Source organism: Moorena sp. SIO1G6 (genome assembly GCF_010672795.1).
Classification (GTDB): Bacteria; Cyanobacteriota; Cyanobacteriia; order Cyanobacteriales; family Coleofasciculaceae; genus Moorena; species Moorena producens.
In genome coordinates, this window is record NZ_JAAHFZ010000008.1 from 194324 (window position 1) to 216979 (window position 22656).

Below are 22656 nucleotides of genomic sequence, written 5' to 3' on the forward strand. Positions count from 1 at the left end.
GGTGGTACAGGCAATGACAATCTCTATGGCTCTAGTGGTAATGATACCCTCAGTGGTGGTTCTGGCAATGACTACTTAGACGGTGGAACTGGTAGCGATTACATGTTGGGAGGTTCCGGTAATGACCGCTATGTCGTTGATAGCATAGGCGATAGGGTAGTTGAGTATGCTGACCAGGGCATTGACACAGTTTACGCCTCAATTACTTATCACCTTGGTGCTCATTTAGAAAACTTAACCTTAACAGGTACAAGTTCTATCAATGGTTATGGTAACGATTTCAATAATGTGATTAATGGCAACACTGCCAGTAACTACATTTGGGGGGGTCGTGGCCATGATACCGTCAATGGTGGTGATGGTGATGATATTATTTACGGCGATTATCTCACTACCAACAATGGACACTCTTATCGATTGAGCCAACCTGGAACTTGGCTTTCTACCCAAGCAGAAGCTCAACGCCTTGGTGGTAACTTAGTTACGATTAACAACGCCACCGAACAAAGCTGGCTAAACACCACCTTTGGAACTAATGAACTGTTTTGGATCGGTCTGAGCGATCGTAGTATAGAAGGTCAATGGAAATGGGTTAGTGGTGAAACCTCAACCTACCGTAACTGGTCTCCCGGTGAACCTAACGATTATCGTAGTTCCTCAATTCCCTATGGTGAAGATTATGCTGCGATGGGTTGGGGTAATCAAGCCTGGAATGACCTTCAAAATTATCCTAGTCAATATCTGCGAGGCATTATCGAATTACCGTCAGTTCTACAAGAAATTGCAGGGAATGATAACTTGTATGGTGGTGCTGGTAATGATCGTATCTATGGTGGTACAGGCAATGACAATCTCTATGGCTCTAGTGGTAATGATACCCTCAGTGGTGGTTCTGGCAATGACTACTTAGACGGTGGAACTGGTAGCGATTACATGTTGGGAGGTTCCGGTAATGACCGCTATGTCGTTGATAGCATAGGCGATAGGGTAGTTGAGTATGCTGACCAGGGCATTGACACAGTTTACGCCTCAATTACTTATCACCTTGGTGCTCATTTAGAAAACTTAACCTTAACAGGTACAAGTTCTATCAATGGTTATGGTAACGATTTCAATAATGTGATTAATGGCAACACTGCCAGTAACTACATTTGGGGGGGTCGTGGCCATGATACCGTCAATGGTGGTGATGGTGATGATATTATTTACGGCGATTATCTCACTACCAACAATGGACACTCTTATCGATTGAGCCAACCTGGAACTTGGCTTTCTACCCAAGCAGAAGCTCAACGCCTTGGTGGTAACTTAGTTACGATTAACAACGCCACCGAACAAAGCTGGCTAAACACCACCTTTGGAACTAATGAACTGTTTTGGATCGGTCTGAGCGATCGTAGTATAGAAGGTCAATGGAAATGGGTTAGTGGTGAAACCTCAACCTACCGTAACTGGTCTCCCGGTGAACCTAACGATTATCGTAGTTCCTCAATTCCCTATGGTGAAGATTATGCTGCGATGGGTTGGGGTAATCAAGCCTGGAATGACCTTCAAAATTATCCTAGTCAATATCTGCGAGGCATTATCGAATTACCGTCAGTTCTACAAGAAATTGCAGGGAATGATAACTTGTATGGTGGTGCTGGCAATGATCGTATCTATGGTGGTGCCGGTGATGACGTTTTAAATGGGGGTACTGGAAGTGATGTCCTCTCTGGAGGTACTGGTGCAGATAAGTTTGTCTTGAATATCCCTACTGAAGGGATAGATTACATTAGCGACTTTGTCAGTCAGCAGGGGGATAAACTACACATTTCGGCTAGTGGCTTCGGCAGTGGTCTTGTTCAAGGAATTTTAGATGTGGGTCAATTTGTTTTAGGTGCTGCCGCCTTAGATACAAATGACAGATTCATCTATGATCGTTCATCAGGATTACTATCATTTGATGCTGACGGTTCAGGTACACTGGGTGCTGTACAAGTTGCGAATTTCTCTAACAAAACTGCCTTGACAAATAGTGATATCCTGATTGTATAGGATACATTAGACATCTCCATAAATTTGGTGTTAAGCTAGAGAAGATAATGGTTTTATATTCTCTAGCCTATTGCCTATTGCCTATTGCCTATTGCCTATTGCCTCTTGCCTTTTGCATTTCTCAAGGTAGACTATGTTCACAACTGAACTAAAAATGCTATATCAACGCCACAACCGCTTAATTTCTTGCCAAATTTGTGATTGTCCTAACTGAGTATTCGGATGAGTTAAAACTCCCTGACTGGGACTAAACAAAAATGCCAGCATAAATAAACCAAAAGCTACTAAAACAATTGCTGGTCCAGAAGGCAGATTAAAAAAATAACTCAGGTACATACCAGTAATACTAGCTACTACCCCAAGGGCTGAACCCAAAATCATCATCTGGTGCAACCGATGGACTAATAAATAAGCTGTTGCTCCTGGTGTAATTAACATGGCTAGCACCAAGATCACTCCAACTCCTTTGAGGCTAGCGACAATGGTCAACGCAATCAAGATCATCAGACCAAAGTTCAGCAAGTTGGTTGGTAAACCTGCTGCTTTTGCCCCTAAGGGATCAAAGGTATAATACATTAATTCTTTGTACAGCAGGAGAATAATTGATAGTACAATGGCGGTGATAATGGCTGTATTGATCACTTCTTCATTGGTGACACTCAGAATATTACCGAATAAAAAATGATTAAGGTCAATTTTGTTATCTTTCTCCATTACCGTAATTAAGGTGATACCTAGGGCAAAGAAAGCGGAAAACACAATCCCCATGGCGGCATCTTCTTTAATTTGCGATCGCGTCCGGATCCAAGTAATCACCACAGTGCTAACCACCCCAGCAATAAACGCTCCCACAAAAATGTCAGCACCGATCATAAATGCGATCGCTAATCCTGGTAGTACAGAATGACTAATAGCATCTCCGAGTAACGCCAGTCGCTGTACCATCAGGTAGCTACCAACTGCGGCACAAACGATACCCACTAAAACCGCAGTAATTAGCGATCGCTGCATAAACCCATAGTGCAACGGCTCAATTAAAACCTCTAACATATAGCATTTTTAGGTGAGATGTCAACATAAGATTGAGATCACAAGGGAACAGGGAATAGGGAACAGGGAACAGTAGAAAACACGGATGGAAGGATTTTTTTGTGCTATCAAAAATCAGCTTTTGCCTGTTGCCTGTTGCCTTATTTCACTTTACAGCAACTGGATCTAACCAAAAAACGACTTGACCACCATAAGCCTGTTGCATATTAGCTGAACTCAATACCGTTTGCCTAGAGCCACTAGCAATTAACTCCCGATTCAACAAAATCAAATCATCAAAATGAGTCATCGCTTCTCCCAAATCATGATGAACTACCAGCACAATTTTTCCGGCATCGGCGAGTTGATGGAGGATAGTAAAAATTACAGCTTCAGTTTTTTTGTCAATACCAGCCATCGGTTCATCAAAACAGAATATATCTGCTTGTTCAGCTAATGCTTTAGCGAGAAAAACCCGCTGCTGCTGTCCTCCCGATAGCTGTCCAATCGGACGATTGCGGTAATCTCCCATGCCAACTTGTTCAATGGCATCTGCTGCAATTCGCCGGGATACCGTGGAAAAGCGACGAAACCATCCTGTTTTCCGGACTCTACCCATTAGCACAACATCCCAGACCGTGGCGGGATAAGTCCAGTCAATTTGCGTCCGCTGTGGCATATAAGCCACCTTTTCTAACTGTTCTATCAACGGTTTTCCCTGATACATAGCTTTGCCCGTGGCAGTGGGAACTAACCCCAGCATGGCTTTGATCAAAGTACTTTTCCCAGCACCATTTGGACCAATAATTCCGGTTAATCGTCCTGGTTTGATCTCACAGTTGATATCCCTGAGTGCTTCTACTAGGCGGTAGTGTACACCCAGTTGCCTCAGGGTAATGGTTCCTGTCTGGGAAAGATTGCTATATCCAGCTTGATGTTTCCTCTTGGGAGAAGCAAGGTGATGAACCGAGGCAGCATCTGGCATAGAGGGTTCCGGAAGCAAAAAATGAAACAAATATGAAAATAGTTTACCATGAAAAATGAAAAGAATATGATAAGACTTATGCTGCAAACCTACTTTCTTAGGGGAATTACACTGATTTCAGCCTTTGATTGATAGCAATGCAGCGAGGTAGCGCGGTCTTGGGGGTTCCCCCCATGAGCGACTACCGGTGCTGTCTTGGTGCATAAGTCCTGATCAAAAGATAACGATTAAGCCGATGAGAGTAATTACTCAGTCCTACAGTAGAAAGCGCCAATGGTGGCTGACAGTAGTAATCATTTTAGGAGTCTGGATAAGTGGGTGTAATACCACCGGAAGAAACCAGAGTGGTATTGATGGCGATGATAAGCCCAATGTAGTTACCACTAGCACTATCATTACCGACTGGACGAAACAAGTAGGAGGAGATGAAATTGAACTGACGGGTATCCTAAAACCCGGAGCAGATCCCCATGTCTATGAGCCAGTCCCAGCAAATACTATTGCATTGGAACAAGCTAATCTGATTTTATACAATGGCTACAATCTGGAACCAGCACTGATTAAGCTGATTAAGTCTGCTGGGGTTAAGGTCAAGACCTTTGCAGTTGCGGAAGTGGTGTCACCCTTGAATTTTGAACACGAAGGCAAGACCGAACCGGATCCTCATGTTTGGGGGGATGCTAAAAATGCGATCGCAATGGTGAATGCCATTCGGGATCAGTTGATTGAACTCTCACCGGAGGACAAGGAAGAATTTACCAAGAATGCAGCACAGCTAACTGCTGAATTGAAAAAGCTTGATGGTTGGATTATCCAGCAGATTCAAACTATTCCTAAGAAGCACCGCTACCTAGTCACAACTCATGATGCTTTTCAATATTATGCTCGTGCCTATGGCATACCAGTGGCTGGAACCTTAATTGGCATAAATACTGAGGAACAACCCAGTGCTCAGACTGTCAAGGGTTTGGCAGACGCTATCAAAAAAATTGGGGTTCCGGTGATTTTTGCCGAAACCACGATCAACCCAGCTTTGATCAACACTGTGGCCCAGGAAGCTGGAGTGAAGTTAGCGCCACAAGAATTATACTCTGATTCCTTAGGTGTACCGGGTAGTGAAGCCGATACTTATATCAAAATGTTAATCACTAATACTCACACAGTTGTTGAAGGCTTAGGAGGGAAATATCAAACGTTTAATCCAGTTGAGTAATGTACTTGACTAATGTACTTGACTAATTGCCAGAGACTTGTTTGAGTTTTTAATCATTTAGCTACCTGCTCTCTAGATGCCAGCAAAGGTAGACGAAGAGATAAATACAATGGTCAGATCTATGGATTAATTAGGTTTTGGAACCGTTGCTCGTCTTTAATCATGTCAAAATCCGCATCAATATTAATGATAGACTTAAGTCTATCATTCAAACTCATCGCTTGTTCTAAACTGGCAATTGCTGAGTCAATCTCACCGTTTAAAACATAATAACAAGCTTCATTGTAGTAAAGATTAGATGAATTTGATTTTAGCTGCCGTACTCTTTCCAAACTGTCCCAGGCTTCTTGATAGCGACCAAGTTTTATCAAGGCATAGGCTCTATGGTTCCAAGCATGATGAAAATCTGGGTTGAGCTGAATCACCTGATCATAGGAAATCAGTGCTTCTTCATACTGTTCCATGTATCTGAGAGTATAACCTTGTCCAAACCAACTCCTAAAGTTGTTCGGATTAATTTTAATCGCCTCGGCATGGGCAGCGAGGGATTCCTCATATCGCTTTAATCTCTGCAGGGCTTGGCCTTTTCCTGACCAAGCCACATCGGAATCTGGCTGGAGCTGAAGCGCTTTTTCATAGGATGCGATCGCATCTTGATAGCGATTTTCAATCCACAGAGCGTGTCCTTGATTGATATAGTCATCAACTGTTAAGTATAGCTGGGGATTAGCAGACTTTAACGACTCCAGCTGTTTAGTTAGCTCTTCCAGTTTTTGTTGGACTTCTGGAGCAACAAATTCTTCTTGGATAATCGACGGAGTAATTCGAGAAATTTCGTTAAAAATCTGCTCTTTCTCATGTTGAGCAGCCACAACTAGATGCTGGAGTTGAGAAACAAAATCAGATTTCAGCGTTTCCAGCTCCTGCTTAAAAGCTTCAACTTGTCGTTTTAATTCCGTAGTGACTTCAGCATCAATTTGCTCTTTTATTTTTTGTTCAGCTTCTTCTTGGAATTGCTTTTGCGTCTCAGACACTAATTGGTTGATGATGCTACGACGTAGCAAGAGCACTGCCAGACTAGTAACAATAGGGATGGCGATTAGTACTGTAATTAAAAGGTTGAGCAGGTTAATCGTCCAGTCAAAGGTTCGATGAACTTCCGATTGGATATGATTGCGAATTGTGTAACTTTTCTCTAGATGATCATTAATTAACCTTTCCACTTCCTCCCGTTCTTGGTTCGACAGTAGTGGAGTTGGTGGTGTAGCGTTAGGAAATGATGAATTAGGTTGAGCAATTGCCCCCTCAACTGATAGCAGTAAAGTAGCCAAAGTAATAGCAAGGTTAGGCTTGATTTTCATAACAACTCATATCAAGTGTTGCCAATCCGAATCAACTGTGTTTTTATAATTGAGCGACAAGTAATTACATTTTATATACGAGCACGAACATTTCGGATGCTAGGCAGTACAATTTGGATCTTATTGATGGGCTTTTTTGGGGGTCAACTTGCCCGTCGCTTGGGAGCACCTCCTTTGATTGGCATGATTGTGGTGGGTATCGTGATCGGACCAGAAGTGGGGGATGCGATCGCACCACAAGTCCTAGTTATTGCTGATGACCTACGCACCTTCGCAGTTATGGTCATTTTAATGCGGGCAGGACTGGGATTGGATCTCGAGAAACTCCTGGAGCAAGGAACTGTTGCGCTAAGGTTAGGCTTTTTGCCCGCCATCACCGAAGCGATCGCAGTAGCTGTTGCTGCGATAATACTGTTTAATTTCGATTTTCCCACTGGATTACTCCTAGGTTGTGTAGTCGGAGCAGAATCCCCCGCCGTGATTGTGCCAGGAATGCTGCGACTCAAAAGTTTAGGCTGGGGCGTAGCTAAAGGGATACCGGATGTGATTCTAACTGGGAGTGCCTTATCCGATGTCCTAGTATTGCTACTCTTTAGTTTGATGGTGAATTTCTTGGCACAAGGAACGATCAACAGTAATGCTATCCAATTCCTGCCCCTGCAAGTTCTAATCCAGGTCGCCCTTGGTGTCTTAATTGGATATATCGCTGCTCAGTTAATTATTTTCCTATTAACCAAACAAAATTGGACCGAGACTATCGTCCAAGATACCTTAATTACCGCAGCAATTGCCTTATTATTAGTAGTGTTAGCTAAAAGTCTGCCATACTTTTCTGGCTATTTAGCTACCATGGCAATGGGATTTTTCCTAATACAATTAGACCCTCCCTTAGCACGACGCTTGCGAGTGGAATTTAACCATCTGTGGGTAGTAGCAGAGATTATTCTATTTGTCTTGATGGGAGCTAGTATCCAACTGCGGGTATTAGAAACAACCCTGTTACCTGGCATTTTAATCCTCGCCATTGGCTTATGTATCGGTAGGATGGTCGGGTGGTATCTCTCCACATTGGGGAGTAATTGGACTTGGCGAGAGAAACTGTTTTTGTTACCCGGAAACTCCGCAAAAGCCACAGTACAAGCAGCCATTGGTGGTATTCCCTTGAGTCAAGGGCTAGAAGGAGGTCAGACAATTTTAGCGATCGCAGCCCTCTCAATTTTGATTACTGCACCTCTAGGGGCTTGGGCAATTCCCACCTTTGCCCCTAAACTCTTATCCCAAGACCCTGTAGACCCCACCAAAGTAACCGTTGCCTCTCATACTCTGCTACTAGCCGCTGTCGATACCTCTAATTTAGCCACCCACGTATTAACTAAAGTAGCAGATTTAGCAAGACGAAGTAATGGGGAAGTTATTGTTTTACATGTGATCACAACATCAAATCAGCCAGAAGTCAAGCAGTTACAGAACCAAACCAAACGCTTGCTCTTGGATATTCGGCATCAGTTTATTACCGTAACCGGTTCGATTCCCGAAGAAATTGTTCGCATAGCCCAAGAGCATCAAGTAACAGATATTGTGATCGGAAAACGGGGACATCAACCCTGGCAGCAAGTGCTGGTCGGTTCCGTATCTCAGGCAGTGTTAGAAACCAGTCCAATTCCAGTAATTTTGGTTGAAGAATTGGAACGAACCAAAGTAACTTATCCTAGCAAATAACAAGTATTGTAGTGTTCGAAACGCTATCAGGTGCTAAGCTTTAATTACTAAAACTTAACACCTAAAATCTAACACCTAAAATCTAACATCTTGCCCTAACCATAAAAACTAAATTGACAGGGTATTAGTACTTAAGCTATCAGCTATCAGCTAATGCGCGTAGCGCAATCGGTGATTTTGAATAAAATAAGCTGAGCCCTGACGGCTGACTGCTGAATACTTACATTAGTACCGCTCCCAATAAGGCTGAAAACCTCGTCGTTTCAGAATATCAACCTCCAGCCGCAGGATGCGATTATCGAGCTTAGGATTAGCTGTCCCTGTAGACTCTTTCTCTTCCGAGTTGAGTCCTTCAAACCGTTGGAGGGCTGTAAACGGAAAATCTTGGGCAACACTTAATTCAGCCAAGTTTTGGCGAGCCGATAAATTCTTGGGCTCCAGTTCTAGTATCTGTTTATAAAACCCCGTTGCCTTAGCATAGTGCTGTTGAGTAAAGCTAATCCCTGCCAACGCTAGTAAGGCACCAATTTGATCAGGCTCCCGTTCTAAAATTTCTTCGTAAGCATTGCTAGCTAATCGCAAATCCCTCAATCCCATAGCCAATTCTCCCTGCACAAAGTAGGCATCGATATTATCAGGATTACCGGCAATCCACTCAGCTATTTCAGCTTTAGCTAACTTAGGGTCTCGCTGTGCTAAAACCTGTAGCCGTCGCAATTGTACAGGAGCATTATCTGGTGAGACCTCTAGTAGAGTAATGTACAGGGTTTCTCGTTCTGGGTCAGCAGGCAAAACACCCACCAAACTCAACAATTCCGGCGGTGGATCAATAGAAGGCTGAGTCTGTAGCCATTGATTGAGTACCCCTTCCGCTTCCTCTTGGTCAATACGTTTAGTTTGATATGCTAAACTACTGCGCCCCAGCTGGGCTAATAAATCATTGCGATCGCGAGATAGCAGCTGGTCATAGATAACCAGAGCTTTCTGTGGATCACCTTGGGCAATGTGGATTCCCGCTAACCCCCGCAAAGCACCATAGAACAAATTATTATTTGGGTTACTCTGAATAATTCTCTGATACCGCTGGATAGTGGCATCGAGATTTCCCTGGCGACGGTCAATCTCTGCTAGCAATAATTCCGTACTCTGGTCCGATTCACCAGTAGAGGTTGCCCTGTAACTATCAATCGCACTTATTGCCTGGGCTAGTCGATTCTGCTTTATCAAAATCTGAGCAACACGGAAATGCAAAAACGGTACATCTACCCCTGTAGCCAGCAAATCTTGGTAAACACTCAGCAGTTCTGGATCAGGAGGGTCTAGACGCAACAAAGCTTGGGCTAAATCTCGCTGCTGAGCTGCTTCACTCGGTAGGGTTTGGGTTATCTCAAGCAGCCGCTGTCGCCGTTGAGTTCGGGATAACTGACCCAATTTACCTTCTAGAATAATCTGCTTCACCAACAAGCTTTGGTTATTCGACTTCACCAACAAGCTTTGGTTATTCGACTGCTCCTCGGTCAACTGCTGATAAAGCTCTAGAGCTGATGCCCACTGGGTTGGTACCTCACTCATCACATCAGCCACTTCCCTGACTAAAGCAGAAGATGGCTTTGATGTTGAGGCCAGTACCTGACGGTAGAGAGTAACCGCGTCTTCGGTTAGGTCAGAGCGACCCTCACGACGACCAATTTCTGAAAGGGCCCGGGCTAAGGGTAAAGCCGCTTCATCCCTCCCTCGCAACGGTTCTAGGACAGACAAAGCTTCTGTGAGTTGCCCAGAGGCTTGATAAGCTTTAGCTAAATCAGCCCGTAGATAGCTATCATTGCCATAGAATTGGGAAAATTGATTGAGCTGGGCTTCCAGTACCTCTACCGCCTGAGCAGGATTGCCAGTTTCTCGTAGAGCCAGAGCATAGGCTCCCGCTGCATTTCCCGGAATTGGCTTACCGCTAGCTTGGTAACGATCAAATAGCTCCAGCCCTTGCTGATAGTCACCACTATAGGTATAGATTTGAGCAGCACCAAGAATGATTTCTGGTGTAGGATTGCTCTCCAGCACAATTTGATAATCAGCTAGGGCTTCCGGAAAACGACCTTGGTAGCCCAGCAGTAAAGCCCGCTGAGCAAGAGCAGCAGTATCATTAGGACTTAGGTTTAATAAAGTCGTTAGGGCTTCAATCCCATCCGGCTGCCATTCAGGACGATAACCTCCCAATTCTCCTACCGCTTCCAGAGCCTCTTTATTGTTTGGGTCGATGGCTAGGACTTGTTGATAAGCAGCCCAAGCATCTGCATCTCGCCCTGCTCGCTGATACGCTATCGCTAGACCTAACCTCCCTTCCTTCGATTGGGGAGAGCCTTTTAGAGCTTGTTCAAAGGTTGCGATCGCATTATCCACCCATCCTTTCTTTAACAGAGAGTAACCTCGGCGTACTGCAGAAGTAACTTGTGCTTGGAGCGCTGGTACCACCGATTCAACTGGGCTGAAGATTAATACTCCTGCTAACCCAAAAACCATCAAAAAGACCCACCAACGCTGCCAGTGGAAATTTTTTTTGCCAAGAGAATCGTTATTCATTGGTCAAAAGCATGAAGTATGAAGAATGAAGTATGAACTATCAAGGATGAAGGATAAACTATCAAGGATGAACTATCAAGGATGAACTATCAAGGATGAATCAGTGTCTATGTTCTATCTATCTGAGTAATTCTATGAGCGAGTAGCTTTAAAAACCCATTACTCAGCACTGACGCACTGACGCACTGACGCACTCACGCACTGACGCACTCACGCACTCAGCACTCAATCCCAGAGATCACTCACATCAAAATCAGCCCTGACTCGAACACCAAGAATTGTATCTGAAAACTGATCTCGTCCTTGCAAAGTCACACCTGCACGCACATTAGGTGAAACACGCACGTCATAGAACAATTCCCAAACATCTGGTACTTTATTACCTTCGTCCCGGCGCAAGTCATCATTAGACAATTGCCGACCATAGCCAAGCCCTAGTCGGTCATCATCCATAAACAAATCTAAGAGGTTCAGACCCACACTGTAGGTATCCCCGCTTTCATCTAAATCAAGATTTTCGTACCAACCATAGCGCCCAAACAGTCCCATCTTGAGAGCAGGAATATATAGTTCTCCATTAATCCCGTAAGCTTCTTCGCGGTCAGAGGACTTCGGACCAAACTCGTTATCCCCTCGGTTCAAAGAAAAAATTTCCTGGAATCCATCTTTCTGAGCATCCCGAGCCGATAGGTAAGTCCCCCGAATGATTGCTGTACCTACCCGGAAAGCTAGCTCTGAAGAAAACCCATCAAAGGCAAAATCATCCAGGTCTCGGTCTGAAGAAAAGCCCGCAGCTCTTACTTCCAGGTTGTCGGTTAAATTCCAGTTGAGCAGCACCCCCGGACGGGACGCTATACCTGCTGCTGCCAGAGCAGGATTCGTCTGAAACACCGGGTTAAAGAAATGGGTCGTGCTATCTTTAGCAAAGCTATTGCGGTCAAAATAAGATGTCAAATCCATTAGACCAACTACAAAGCGCAGATTAGAATAGCTAGGCACAGAAGTGGTAAAGTAAAGTTCATTGAGACTTAATCCCGTTTCTTCGGTGTCGGAAAAGCCATCCCCAGTGGTGAGGTCAACTGTGGCACCAAACAAAGCATGGGGAGAAAGGGGATAAGTTCCTTGCAGCCGTAGTCTCGCTGATGTGTCTACCTGATTCAGAAAGGCACCTTGTACGTTTAGGGTCGGAGCTAAAGGGTTATCATCCTTAGGCTCAATCTCTGGAATTAATGGACGCTCTGGTGCTTCCTCAAAGTTAGTTTGTGCCAGCTTCTTAGGCTCAATCGATACCCAATCATCTTCACTGGGGTGGAAGCTCTTAGGGTCATATTGCTTGGATAAACCTACAGTCCTATCAAAGTACCTCAGGCAGCTTTCGTTTGTGTAGCCACAACCAATTCCTTGTCCGCTGCTAACCGAGTAGTATTGGCTGTTAGGGTTTGCTTGAAACCTAGCCCTCATCCTCCTGCATGAATCCTTAACAGACCAGTCCTCCTGGGACTTTTCAGACAAATTGCTAGAGTTGAACCTGTCCAGCCGGTCTTGGTCTGTATTGCTCCAGACGTTATGCTGTGATGGTTTCGACGTTTCGCTCTTAGGGCTAAGAGGTTTTTCCGAAACAATTTGATCCGGAAGACTAGGACATAGCCCCGAAAAATAAGCATGGGCTGGTTCTGTTTTCAGACTAGCAACACCTAACAAGAGTGATAGGGTGATCGGGGCTATAAAACCCCATTTGGCTAAGGGGGAAGTCGAGCCAATGGATAATAAGTAACTTAGCTCAACGGAACGCTTTGAGGCGCTCATGCTTGGTTGATTATTAGTATCAATAGCAATAGGGATTTGATTTATGTCTCTCATGAGCACCACAATCAATGAAATATAATTGTGCTTAGTTAACATTTATGGCCAATACAGCGGTTTGCAATTCAGTTAGGTACAAAGTTCTGGGTTTTTAGGGAGCTTCGGAGCTGGGAGCTGGGAGCAGGAAAGAGGGAAGAGGGAAGAGAGAAAACAATCCTGTGTACCTGATAGTTATGCAAACCGCCGTAAATGTTTTACCAGCCGAGAAAAGCTGCTCCGTTTTTTTTAAAATTGGGGCTAATTATATCATATAATTAAGTAAGCTTGATTAGTTTTTTCAAAGTCTTAGGTTTAATCCGATATCATAAGGTTTGGTAACTTCTGAATGTTATTGAATACCAATGCTACTATACTTAATGTCACTTTCAAATTCATACAACAAAAAAAAATATGATTTTTAGGGGATATTTAAATCAATGAAAATATTCATCATATAAATAATATAAATAGCTGGCTAAAACCCTAACAAAAAAATATATATAAATGAATAAAAATTAACCAGGCCAAGCATTAACATTAATCATCCCCAAAAATTACCAAAATAAATTTTGATTTGTTAAACTTTAATTTAATCACAATTTTATGCAACTATCGACTATGCACAAAACCTTTATTTTTATTTGTACAAAAAAAATAGTCAAACAAAATATGACCCATTTGTTAAAAGGGGTATTTAGCATCTTTATACTCTTACTTTTAAGTAATGGATGCACCCAGCTTCCATTACCAGGACGGCAATTAACTAATCGATTACTCGGTCAATCTTCCAAAGCAATTTTTCAGCTTAGGGTGACCAAATCAGACCGTCCGGGGATCTACACCGTAGCAGGAACCACGAATCTTCCCGAGGAAATTCCCATCACGGTAGCAGCGATTCGCTATTTGCACCCTAATCAACAGCTCTCTTTCAACAGAGACGCAAATTTTATCTATTCAATTCTGGCTTATCAAAATGTCGATGTAAAGAAGGGAAGATGGCAGACCGACTTGAAACTATGGCAAATTGCACCAGACGGTCAGTTTCAAGAAGTCTGGCAAATGGATCAGTCCAAACTTGGGTTATCACTAAAACCAGCAGAGGAAGTAACCTTTGTAGCCACCCTCGCCCCCAAAGAGTCCCTCTGGGAACTAGAAGAGGACTTAAAGAAGCAGCGAATAACCCTAGCAAGCAGCCTGATCAACAATACATCGGATGGTCAACGGTATGTCCAGGCACGTCAAATTCTGTCCGTTGCCTTACCCACCGGTCAGACCAAACCACCTGAACCTAGACCTGAGGATATTAATGATGGCTGGGGCAAGCGGTATCTGCTGCTACCAGAACCACCGATTATTTATAAGCTTGACAAGCCTAGTCAACGTCGAATCGATGCTCCCCTTTCAACTCCTGAGTTTTTACAATGATATCTGGTTTAAGGAGTGATGGAGTGATGGAGTGATGGAGTGATGGGGTGATCACTCCATCCCTCCGTTCTTGTGCTTGGACAAAAGATAGTGTGGAAAGGGAATTTTCCTCACCTGTTTATCCCCTCATCTGTTCATCCCCTCACCCCTTGAGAGTACTGATACTAATATCGCCCATCACAACACACTGGCAAGCTAGACGTGCGTGAGGATTGTCTGGAGCTAACACATCAAGCAAATCCTGCTCATCAGCTGTGATAGGTGTCAGGTTTTCAATGCCCCTGACTACCTCCATTAGACAGGTTCCACAGGATGCTTCCCGACAACCAAAAAGAAGGGAAATGGGATGCTCATCGCAGATGTCAGCTAGGTTTTGGTTAGGTTCGACCTCAAGGGTTTTTTGATCGTCTTCAACGTGAATACTCACCATAGCAACAATTTGGGTCTTTCATTTATAACATTACTGGAGCAGGAGCTGGCACAAGTTTGGGCGTTGCTGAATCTTCGAATGAATAGGAGTAGAGTGGGCATCCTGCCCGCCGGAAAATATATTGAAACTGGCAAGATGCCAGTTCCACCAAGATGCCCATTCCACAGGTGCGACCCGTGGCGAATTTAATTCGCCAAGGTCAAGCGCACCTAAAAACTCTTAAAATCATTCCATTATTAAGCAACGCAAGGTGCATAGCCAACAACTATGGGATTGCCTGGAAATTCTGGCAAATATTCTGGATTAACTCCCCAACCTAAAGTGATTACTAATTGAACATCTAATCCCATACAAGCTTATGCAATCATTTTAAAAACCCAAAAAGCCGAGTTTTTAGATTTACCATAGAAGCATAAATTAACGGTTATCAAGTTAATTTTTCAGAAGTAAAGGGAATTGATTCTAGACTAACTTAATTTGAATAATGATACGGACATGTAAAATTAAAACAAGACGGTAGTTCTTTTCTGGGAAATTCAAATTCAGCAGGCTGTTGACTAAGTTGAGCCAATTGATAATAGTGTTGATTCACCTTATTATAGGGAGATAAATTCCACTGTTTACGATGATCATGAATAACTTTTCCCAGAGATTTACCCAGAAAAGAAACCAGTGCATAACCTAGTCTGTTCCGTAGAAGTTCCCGCCATGAAGGGTCATAATTTCAGGATGTGGTAAAGGGAGGAACACTTATTTCCCGATTCAGCATTAAGGCAGTGGATACACTAACAAAAGGAATGTTTAGATAGTCAGCGATAGTTCCTCCTTCTGGAGAAGCTTGATCGACTAACAATACCTCTATACCTGCTGTTTTAATTACTTCTGGGGTATCCCTAAGAGACATTTTGGCTACATTTAAAAACCAATTCATTGTATAATGTAATGCCTTAATTCCACTCAGATTACCTAGTTGAGTAAATACGTCTTTTGTTGTTCCTTTGGGAAAATCAGACTTGCCAATCACCTGAAATTATAATCCTCTGGCTAGAACTTTTGGTTGAGGGTCTTCAATTCCTAATACGGTGACGCGATGACCACGCTGTTTCAGTTCGTAACCTAAAGTAGTGATAGGGTTAAGATGACCAGAAGCAGCAGGACAAATTATGCCAAAATGAGTCATGATATTTGATCAGCAAAATACGTTTGGAATGGGTGCATCTCAGTTTTGCAATTATGCAAAAATTCGGGAGAAAATTCCCGCGCCCCCGCCCCGCGCCCCCGCCCCACAATTGAGATCTTTTTTACAAATATGAGATGCACCCTTTGGAATTGAGTTTATAGCTATAGCCCGATTTAATGGGACTTGAGAAAAAATTCAGCTCAAATGTAACCTAAACTGGCTTTGTAAGGGATGAATAGCTTCCCATACTTGTCTAACCAATTGATAAAACGACAAGATATGGGGTAGGAACTGCTTCCGCAGCATTCCTAGCCTTGATTGTTAATTGTTAACGATAGCTAGCATCGAGATCAGTTTATTCCTAAAGTTATTCCTATAATGGGGGACAATTACTCCCAGGATAGACTGCGGCAGTAACGTCTTATTTAACCTAACTATTTTTTTTGCGTCTCCCTGTAGAGCGGGAAACGTCTTGACCAAATCACCCTGCTGATGGAAAGCACTTCTTTGCTGGCAATCACACAAAGTAATTACTATATTAGTATACTAATATACCTCATATCTTGCACTAGCCCCCCAAACTCGTGCATAATAGGGTTATATAGGGGCTATATAAATGTAGACGCTTTCTTCGACTTGCCGTAGGCTAGTCCTACTTCAGTGTGCAAGTTAAGTGTGTAACAGCTGATTCGAGCTCCACCAACTATAACTTGAAAATAATGCTATTGACAAGTGCAATTTTGGTTATATTAACTAACTTGTCGTTAATGTCATTAGCCAAATCTTAAAGTGATTTTAGCTAAGCTCCTGATTGATTAGAGCAGTACTTCTGACTATCACGATAAATTCCGAGACTTTTCCCCTGACCCCTTGTTAGGTAATATTTTCTGCCAGCCAGTAAATAGTCACTGATTAATTACACTAACTTCATCCATTGAAAAAACTATTTATATAAGCTTTACACAGATGATAGACAACCTTGTTATGATAATGGACAACGAGTGAATTTTTGGTTAATCTAGTGTTGGGAAAGTTTTTCTGTCCCTACAGGGTGTATCCAAGTTTACTATAGTTACCCTTCACTCTTGGATGTCATGGTGCAATGCAAATGACGATTCACCCCTCAATTTTTTTGGAAAAACTTAAAACCGTTTAATTTTTGAATCTCAGCTCCCATTCATTTCTGAGATATAGAATTCAGGTAAGCAGCTACTACCTAAGTTAATTAGGTAATTTTTACTAGTCACATCACATGACCTATTGTACAGTTTTAGTTTGGGTATGGCTGTTATTTGTGTAGAAAATCGATTTTTAGTTAAAAAAATAATTTAACTTCAAGAAAACTTTCCGGAATCTACTCTAGCTAGGATGTAGCTAACTATTAACCCAAGCAAATCAATCATTAGTATTGATTTTTTTCATCAATTGATTTACAGCGGATTAGAGAAAAATGAACTCCACCTACATCAATAGCTACAGGCATGATAAAAAACTAAACCCCCTTTCCTTATTGGCTCAATTATCTAGTCGCCATGCCAATGGATGTTTACAAGTATCTAGTGGTTCAGTTTCTTGGTCAATCTATCTAGAAAATGGTCAATTAATTTATGGCTCAAACTCGATCAACCCCTTTGATCGCCTAGACCATTACTTATCTCGTCTAAGTCGTAGAATTCCTACCCTTGTTAGTGCGGTTCGGGTTCAGGTTCGCCTGATCTTTGAAGCCAACTTAAACAGTCATTCAAATTATCCTTCAGATTACCAAGCAATTTGTTGGTTGGTCAATCAACATTATCTGAATTACCTTCAGGCAGCAAGTCTGATCGAAGAATTGGCTGAAGACGTAATCGGTTCTCTGCTGTCAGAGAAAGAAGGAACTTACCAATTACTGGAAACTAATCCATCTGAGGATTTGCCTAAATTTTGTAGGCTTGACCTTCGCACAATTGTTGAACACTGTTACGAACAGTTACAACATCAGCACTCTTCTAACTCAAAGCCAGTGAATAATCCCTATAGCTCTAATTCTGTAGTCCCAATCGGAAATTCTACACCATTGAACTCAATTCACGAATCCTCTCTAAATAACTCGGCTCCATTAGAGCAGAGATTTCAGCATCATACCTCGGTTAATCAACAACCAACGTCTACCAGTAAAACTTACAAGATTGCTTGCATTGATGATAGTACAAGTGTTTTAAATGCCATCAACTCCTTCTTAGAAGATAAAAGTTTCTCTGTTGTCATGATTAATGACCCAGTTAGGGCATTAATGCAAGTTATCCGCATTAAGCCTGACCTAATTTTGCTCGATGTTGCCATGCCAAACTTAGATGGTTATGAGCTATGTTCTCTGTTACGAAAGCATTCACTTTTTAAACATACCCCAATTATTATGGTAACAGGGAATACTGGTTTCCTAGACCGAGCTAAGGCTAAACTTGTTGGAGCATCTGGTTACTTGACTAAACCGTTTAACCAATCCGATCTCCTCAAGATAGTGTTTAAACATCTCAAATAATCATTGGGTAACTATCTACTTTATATCTATGAAGGATAAAAAGCTGAATTCGGTGTTGATTTATTAAGACATTTAGGGTGGTTTTATAAATACATATCCCTCTATAGGTTATTACTATAGATTATTTTATTGGTTATAGTTGACCTAACCAATACTTTGACAAACTCACCAATTATAAACTCACCAATTATTGGTCTCCTCACATAGGTTAACTTGTGAATTAATGAATACCTCAGCCCTAGCCCATACCCCCCAGACCTGGTCTCAGTTAGCTAGTATAACCAAACCATCTGAAGAACACAATAATATCGGGGATGCTTATCTTAAATTTTTGTTAAATGAACAAACCCCTGCGGTTATATCTATGCATCAAGCCCAGGAAGTTCTAGTCTTGCCCCAAGAGCGTCTGACCCCCATGCCAAATATGCCCTTCTACGTACAGGGGTTGATGAATCGGCGTTCTCGTGTGTTGTGGGTCATTGATCTAGCTCAAATGCTAGGTTTACCGACGGTAGAAACCAATGTTCAACAGTACAACATAGTGACGCTCCGTAATCAGTCAGCGTCTTTAGGGGTTGCCGTCCAAAGCATTGAAGGGGTGTTGCGACTAACACCCGATTGTATTCAATCTCCACTGGGACAAGTGTCATCGGGTTTGGTTCCCTACTTACGGGGATGCGCTTTGCAAGAGCAAGAAATTTTGTTAGTACTAGATGGTTTGGCAATTATGGCTTCATCTCTTTTACACAACACCTAATTTAACGGGAATTGACTTAAGCTCAATGGGAGCTGTTAATTGTTGATTGTTAATTTAATACTATCCTAAAATAGACCATTTTTTTTAAATATAATAGATATATCAATGCTTTTATAAAAACTAAGTAAGTAGCCAGGTAATGGTGCTTTTTTATGGTGAAACAGTTTGATAAATCAATATATAATAATGAAATTAATAAGGATTTAACTAGTCAGGGGGTAACCCAAGACAGGTATCGTCACCATGCCGAATTGGACTCAGTTATAAATGTGACTAGGACAGAAGTAACCCAAAACTCCAATCAGGATGGGGTTGAGCTTATAGGCTCCACTGAACCACCTAGCACTTCCAAAAGCTCTGGGGGTCTTAAACTCAGCTTAAAAACTAAAGTAACATCATTATTAATCACCCTAGGCACTATTCCTGTACTACTGATTGGCTCTATTGCCTATAACTTAGCCAACCAATCTATTACCGAAGAAATTTCCCAAAACAACATTGCTAGGGTAGTTAGCCTAGAAGACAAACTCAACGGCTTCATACAAGAACGCTATGCGGATATTCGATTTCTAGCTACGCTCCCAGTTTTTACTAATTCCAGTCAACAGCAGACCAGCTCCCTTTCGGAAAGACAAGCCTTATTATTAAACCGCTACCAAGAGATTTACCAAGTCTACGACAGTATAGCTGTTTTAGACTTAACAGGCAAAGTCATTGCCAAATCTAATCAGACTCCCGTAGATAATCCCAGCTCCCGGTCTTATTTTGAGCAGGTGATCAACACCAAACAACCGGCGATTAGTCAACCGACACAGTCGGATGCGTCTGGTCAGTTATCCCTTTACTTAGCTGCACCGGTACTTGACCAAAATACAAAAGAGCTGGTCGCAGTTATCCAATCCCGGATGCCCATCCAATACCTTCAAGATTCGATTAACCTGATGGGCAGCGATCGCGAAGAACTTTACTTAATCAACACCAGCAACGGTAAAATTTTTCTCTCCAACCAAAGCAATATCGTTAATCAGCCCCTAACCAAGGTATTCCCTGACGCCAAGGAACTGCTAACTGCTGATAAACCAAATACTCTAGTCACATCTGATCAGGTCAAAAAGCATCAGGATCTGCTAGCGTATACCCCCTTTAGTAAAAACAACGATTTAAGTAAAATCAACGATTTACCAGACCTGCCCTGGGTCGCAGTGATGGCCACCCCAGATGCGATCGCATTTCTGCCCCAGCGGCAATTACTCCTGACTCTGACCCTGGGAACCTCCCTGACCACCTTATTAGTTGCTGCAGTAGCTGTCTATCTCGCTAACCGTTTGACCAGTCCCCTGTTAGCAGCTACCAACGCAGTGAAAGCCCTGGGCGAAGGGGAACTGGATACCCGTTTGGAGCTAGTGGGAACTGATGAGCTAGGGGTACTTGGGTCAAATATCAACCGCATGGCATCTCAGCTACAGACCCTAGTTGCTAACCAACAAGCTTCCCTAAATAAGGCCCAGTTATTTGCTGATGTTGTCACCCATGCTGCCAAACCTGATGAGAAAGCCCATGCCTTTGATTTAGTGGTTAATGCTGCTAAGGAAAAGTTAGCCGCCGAGCGGGTAGTGATCTATGGCTTTGACCCAGGCTATCGGGGAAGCATTGTGGCTGAAGCGGTAGACTCCCCTTGGCCAAAAGCGATCGCCCATGAAATCACCGATGCTTGTATTCCCAGAAAATTGCTGGAAGCCTACCGCAAGGGAAGGGTTGTGCCCACCAGTGATGTCCAAGCACAGAAATATTCCTCTGGCCATATGCAGTTGTTGAACCGACTGCAAGTCAAGGCAAACCTGGTTGTCCCGATTGTGGGGGTCGATAATCTAATTGGCTTATTGGTAGCTCATCAGTGTTCTAGGACTCGGGTATGGCGCACCGATGAGATTAACTTTCTACAGGAATTAGCCACCCACTTAGGACTAGCTTTAAGCGGTGCCAGTCTCGCCACAGTGAAGACCGCTGAAGCGGACCGAGCTGGGCAAGTCATTGAGATTACCTCCCGTATCCGGCAATCCTTCACAGTCGAGGAAATCTACCAGTCAGCCACCAGTGGCATCCGAGAAGCTCTGAAAACTGACCGAGTTCTAGTCTATCTGTTTGACGAAAATTGGCAAGGAACCATTGTTGCGGAATCCGTGGGTCATGGCTGGCCGAAATCCCTAGGAGCAGAAATTGCTGACCCCTGCTTTGCCCACCAATATGTGGAAAAGTATCAGCACGGTAGAGTTAGTGCCTTCGATAACATTTACCAGGCAGGCTTGAGTGAGTGTTATTTGGGTCAACTTGAACCGTTTAAAGTCAAAGCTAACCTAGTTGCCCCCATCTTAGCAGAGGACAAATTACTGGGACTGTTGGTCGGCCATCAGTGTTCCGGTACCCGGCATTGGGAAGAATCAGATATCAACTTTTTCAGGCAGATGTCGATTCAATTGGGCTTTGCCCTTGAGCAAGCCAAGCTAGTAGACCAGCTCAAACAAGCCCGCACTGCTGCAGAAGTAGTTTCCCACGAACAACAGCAACAACGGGAAGCACTACAGTTGCAACTGTTAGAACTGGTCAATAAAGTGGAAGGAGCTGCCCAAGGTGACCTCACGGTAAGGGCTGAGATCCTCAGTGGGGAAATTGGCACTGTGGCTGACTTTTTTAATGCCGTAATCGAAAGTCTACGAGGGATTGTTACCCAAGTCAAAACTGCTGCCACTCAAGTACACCACTCCGTTGGGGACAATGCCGGAGCTATTCATCAACTGTCTGAAGCCGCACTCCAACAAACCCAGGAAATCACCCACACCCTAGATTCTGTGGCTCAAATGACTCGTTCTATTCAAGAGGTAGCCTTCAACGCCCGCCAAGCCGCTGCCGTCGCCCATACCGCTGCCAACACCGCCCAAAGCGGCACCCACGCTATTGAGCGCTCTGTTGCCAGTATCATAATTTTGAGAGATACTATAGCAGAAACTGCCAAAAAAGTCAAGCGCCTCGGGGAATCCTCCCAGCAAATTTCCCAAGTGGTGGCATTTATTAACCAAATTGCCCTGCAAACCAACCTATTATCCATCAACGCTGGCATAGAAGCCGCCCGAGCTGGGGAAGACGGGCAAGGATTTGCCGTGGTTGCCGAAGAAGTTGGGGAACTTGCTGCTCGCGCTGCCACGGCCACTAAAGAAATTGAACAAATTGTAGACAACATCCAACAAGGCACCTCCGAAGTTGTGGAAGCTATGGAACTGGGGACTACCCAAGTGGTCGAAGGCACCTATCTAGTTCAAGAAGCCAAAGACAGTTTTCGTCAAATCCTCAACGTCTCCACCCAAATCGACCAATTCATTCAATCCATATCCCAAGCTACCGTTTCCCAAGCGGAAACCTCAAGCGCTGTGACAAACGTAATGAAAGACATTGCCCAAATCTCAGAACGCACCTACCAGTCAACAGAACATATCTCCCACTCCCTCCAAGACACTGTCAGTATTGCTGAAGAATTACAAACATCGGTTGGCAAGTTTAAAGTTGCTCAGAATTATGACTAATGACC

16 protein-coding genes are annotated in these 22656 nt (G+C 43.3%); 8 read left to right on the forward strand and 8 right to left on the reverse strand.

What is annotated here, in order from left to right; genetic code table 11:
- The coding region (locus F6K63_RS10175) for a lectin-like protein (protein WP_502708294.1) at nucleotides 1-2037 on the forward strand (2037 nt) is incomplete at its 5' end.
- A 162-nt stretch (nucleotides 2038-2199) separates the two neighbouring features.
- On the opposite strand, the gene F6K63_RS10185 is transcribed toward F6K63_RS10175, so the two are convergent.
- Both F6K63_RS10185 and F6K63_RS10190 read right to left on the reverse strand, forming a co-directional pair.
- Nucleotides 2200-3087, reverse strand: a complete 888-nt coding sequence (locus tag F6K63_RS10185; protein WP_287311954.1) for a metal ABC transporter permease — start codon at nucleotides 3085-3087, stop codon at nucleotides 2200-2202.
- Between the two features lie 145 nt (nucleotides 3088-3232).
- Nucleotides 3233-4051, reverse strand: a complete 819-nt coding sequence (locus tag F6K63_RS10190) for a metal ABC transporter ATP-binding protein (protein ID WP_287311956.1) — start codon at nucleotides 4049-4051, stop codon at nucleotides 3233-3235.
- A gap of 235 nt (nucleotides 4052-4286) precedes the next feature.
- On the opposite strand from F6K63_RS10190, the gene F6K63_RS10195 reads away from it, so the two are divergent.
- Nucleotides 4287-5264, forward strand: a complete 978-nt coding sequence (locus F6K63_RS10195; RefSeq protein ID WP_287311959.1) for a metal ABC transporter substrate-binding protein — start codon at nucleotides 4287-4289, stop codon at nucleotides 5262-5264.
- Nucleotides 5265-5383: 119 nt separating this feature from the next.
- Here the strand turns inward: F6K63_RS10195 and F6K63_RS10200 are convergent, their stop codons facing one another.
- The gene (locus F6K63_RS10200) at nucleotides 5384-6625 is read right to left on the reverse strand and encodes a tetratricopeptide repeat protein (protein ID WP_008181133.1); all 1242 of its coding nucleotides are present in this window, start codon (nucleotides 6623-6625) and stop codon (nucleotides 5384-5386) included.
- Between the two features lie 96 nt (nucleotides 6626-6721).
- Here F6K63_RS10200 and F6K63_RS10205 point away from each other — a divergent pair, with 96 nt between their 5' ends.
- Nucleotides 6722-8344 carry a cation:proton antiporter gene (locus tag F6K63_RS10205; RefSeq protein WP_008181135.1) on the forward strand — a complete coding sequence of 541 codons (1623 nt, stop codon included), beginning with the start codon at nucleotides 6722-6724 and terminating at the stop codon, nucleotides 8342-8344.
- Between the two features lie 225 nt (nucleotides 8345-8569).
- On the opposite strand, the gene F6K63_RS10210 is transcribed toward F6K63_RS10205, so the two are convergent.
- Together F6K63_RS10210 and F6K63_RS10215 are read right to left on the reverse strand one after the other, a co-directional pair.
- Nucleotides 8570-10921, reverse strand: coding sequence for a tetratricopeptide repeat protein (locus F6K63_RS10210; RefSeq protein WP_008181137.1), 2352 nt, complete (start codon nucleotides 10919-10921; stop codon nucleotides 8570-8572).
- Nucleotides 10922-11146: 225 nt separating this feature from the next.
- The gene (locus tag F6K63_RS10215) at nucleotides 11147-12781 is read right to left on the reverse strand and encodes a porin family protein (protein WP_131826959.1); all 1635 of its coding nucleotides are present in this window, start codon (nucleotides 12779-12781) and stop codon (nucleotides 11147-11149) included.
- 651 nt (nucleotides 12782-13432) lie between these two features.
- Between F6K63_RS10215 and F6K63_RS10220 the strand changes: the two genes are divergently transcribed.
- A complete protein-coding gene (locus F6K63_RS10220; protein ID WP_143764197.1) occupies nucleotides 13433-14188 on the forward strand; it encodes a hypothetical protein in 756 nt (251 codons plus the stop codon).
- Between the two features lie 142 nt (nucleotides 14189-14330).
- Here the strand turns inward: F6K63_RS10220 and F6K63_RS10225 are convergent, their stop codons facing one another.
- Nucleotides 14331-14618 carry a 2Fe-2S iron-sulfur cluster-binding protein gene (locus F6K63_RS10225; RefSeq protein ID WP_008181143.1) on the reverse strand — a complete coding sequence of 96 codons (288 nt, stop codon included), beginning with the start codon at nucleotides 14616-14618 and terminating at the stop codon, nucleotides 14331-14333.
- Between the two features lie 176 nt (nucleotides 14619-14794).
- Between F6K63_RS10225 and F6K63_RS10230 the strand changes: the two genes are divergently transcribed.
- Nucleotides 14795-14938, forward strand: coding sequence for a hypothetical protein (locus F6K63_RS10230; protein WP_154659709.1), 144 nt, complete (start codon nucleotides 14795-14797; stop codon nucleotides 14936-14938).
- Nucleotides 14939-15342: 404 nt separating this feature from the next.
- Here F6K63_RS10230 and F6K63_RS10235 read toward each other — a convergent pair whose 3' ends face one another.
- Both F6K63_RS10235 and F6K63_RS10240 read right to left on the reverse strand, forming a co-directional pair.
- The gene (locus tag F6K63_RS10235) at nucleotides 15343-15642 is read right to left on the reverse strand and encodes a hypothetical protein (protein WP_008181148.1); all 300 of its coding nucleotides are present in this window, start codon (nucleotides 15640-15642) and stop codon (nucleotides 15343-15345) included.
- A 6-nt stretch (nucleotides 15643-15648) separates the two neighbouring features.
- Nucleotides 15649-15798, reverse strand: a complete 150-nt coding sequence (locus F6K63_RS10240) for a hypothetical protein (RefSeq protein WP_008181150.1) — start codon at nucleotides 15796-15798, stop codon at nucleotides 15649-15651.
- 1450 nt (nucleotides 15799-17248) lie between these two features.
- Between F6K63_RS10240 and F6K63_RS10245 the strand changes: the two genes are divergently transcribed.
- The 3 genes from F6K63_RS10245 to F6K63_RS10255 all read left to right on the forward strand — a co-directional run bounded on the left by F6K63_RS10245 (nucleotide 17249) and on the right by F6K63_RS10255 (nucleotide 22651).
- Nucleotides 17249-18319 carry a response regulator gene (locus F6K63_RS10245; protein WP_287311961.1) on the forward strand — a complete coding sequence of 357 codons (1071 nt, stop codon included), beginning with the start codon at nucleotides 17249-17251 and terminating at the stop codon, nucleotides 18317-18319.
- A gap of 223 nt (nucleotides 18320-18542) precedes the next feature.
- Nucleotides 18543-19076, forward strand: a complete 534-nt coding sequence (locus tag F6K63_RS10250; RefSeq protein ID WP_008181153.1) for a chemotaxis protein CheW — start codon at nucleotides 18543-18545, stop codon at nucleotides 19074-19076.
- Between the two features lie 152 nt (nucleotides 19077-19228).
- Nucleotides 19229-22651 carry a methyl-accepting chemotaxis protein gene (locus tag F6K63_RS10255; protein WP_287311962.1) on the forward strand — a complete coding sequence of 1141 codons (3423 nt, stop codon included), beginning with the start codon at nucleotides 19229-19231 and terminating at the stop codon, nucleotides 22649-22651.
- The last annotated feature ends 5 nt before the right edge of the window (nucleotides 22652-22656 follow it).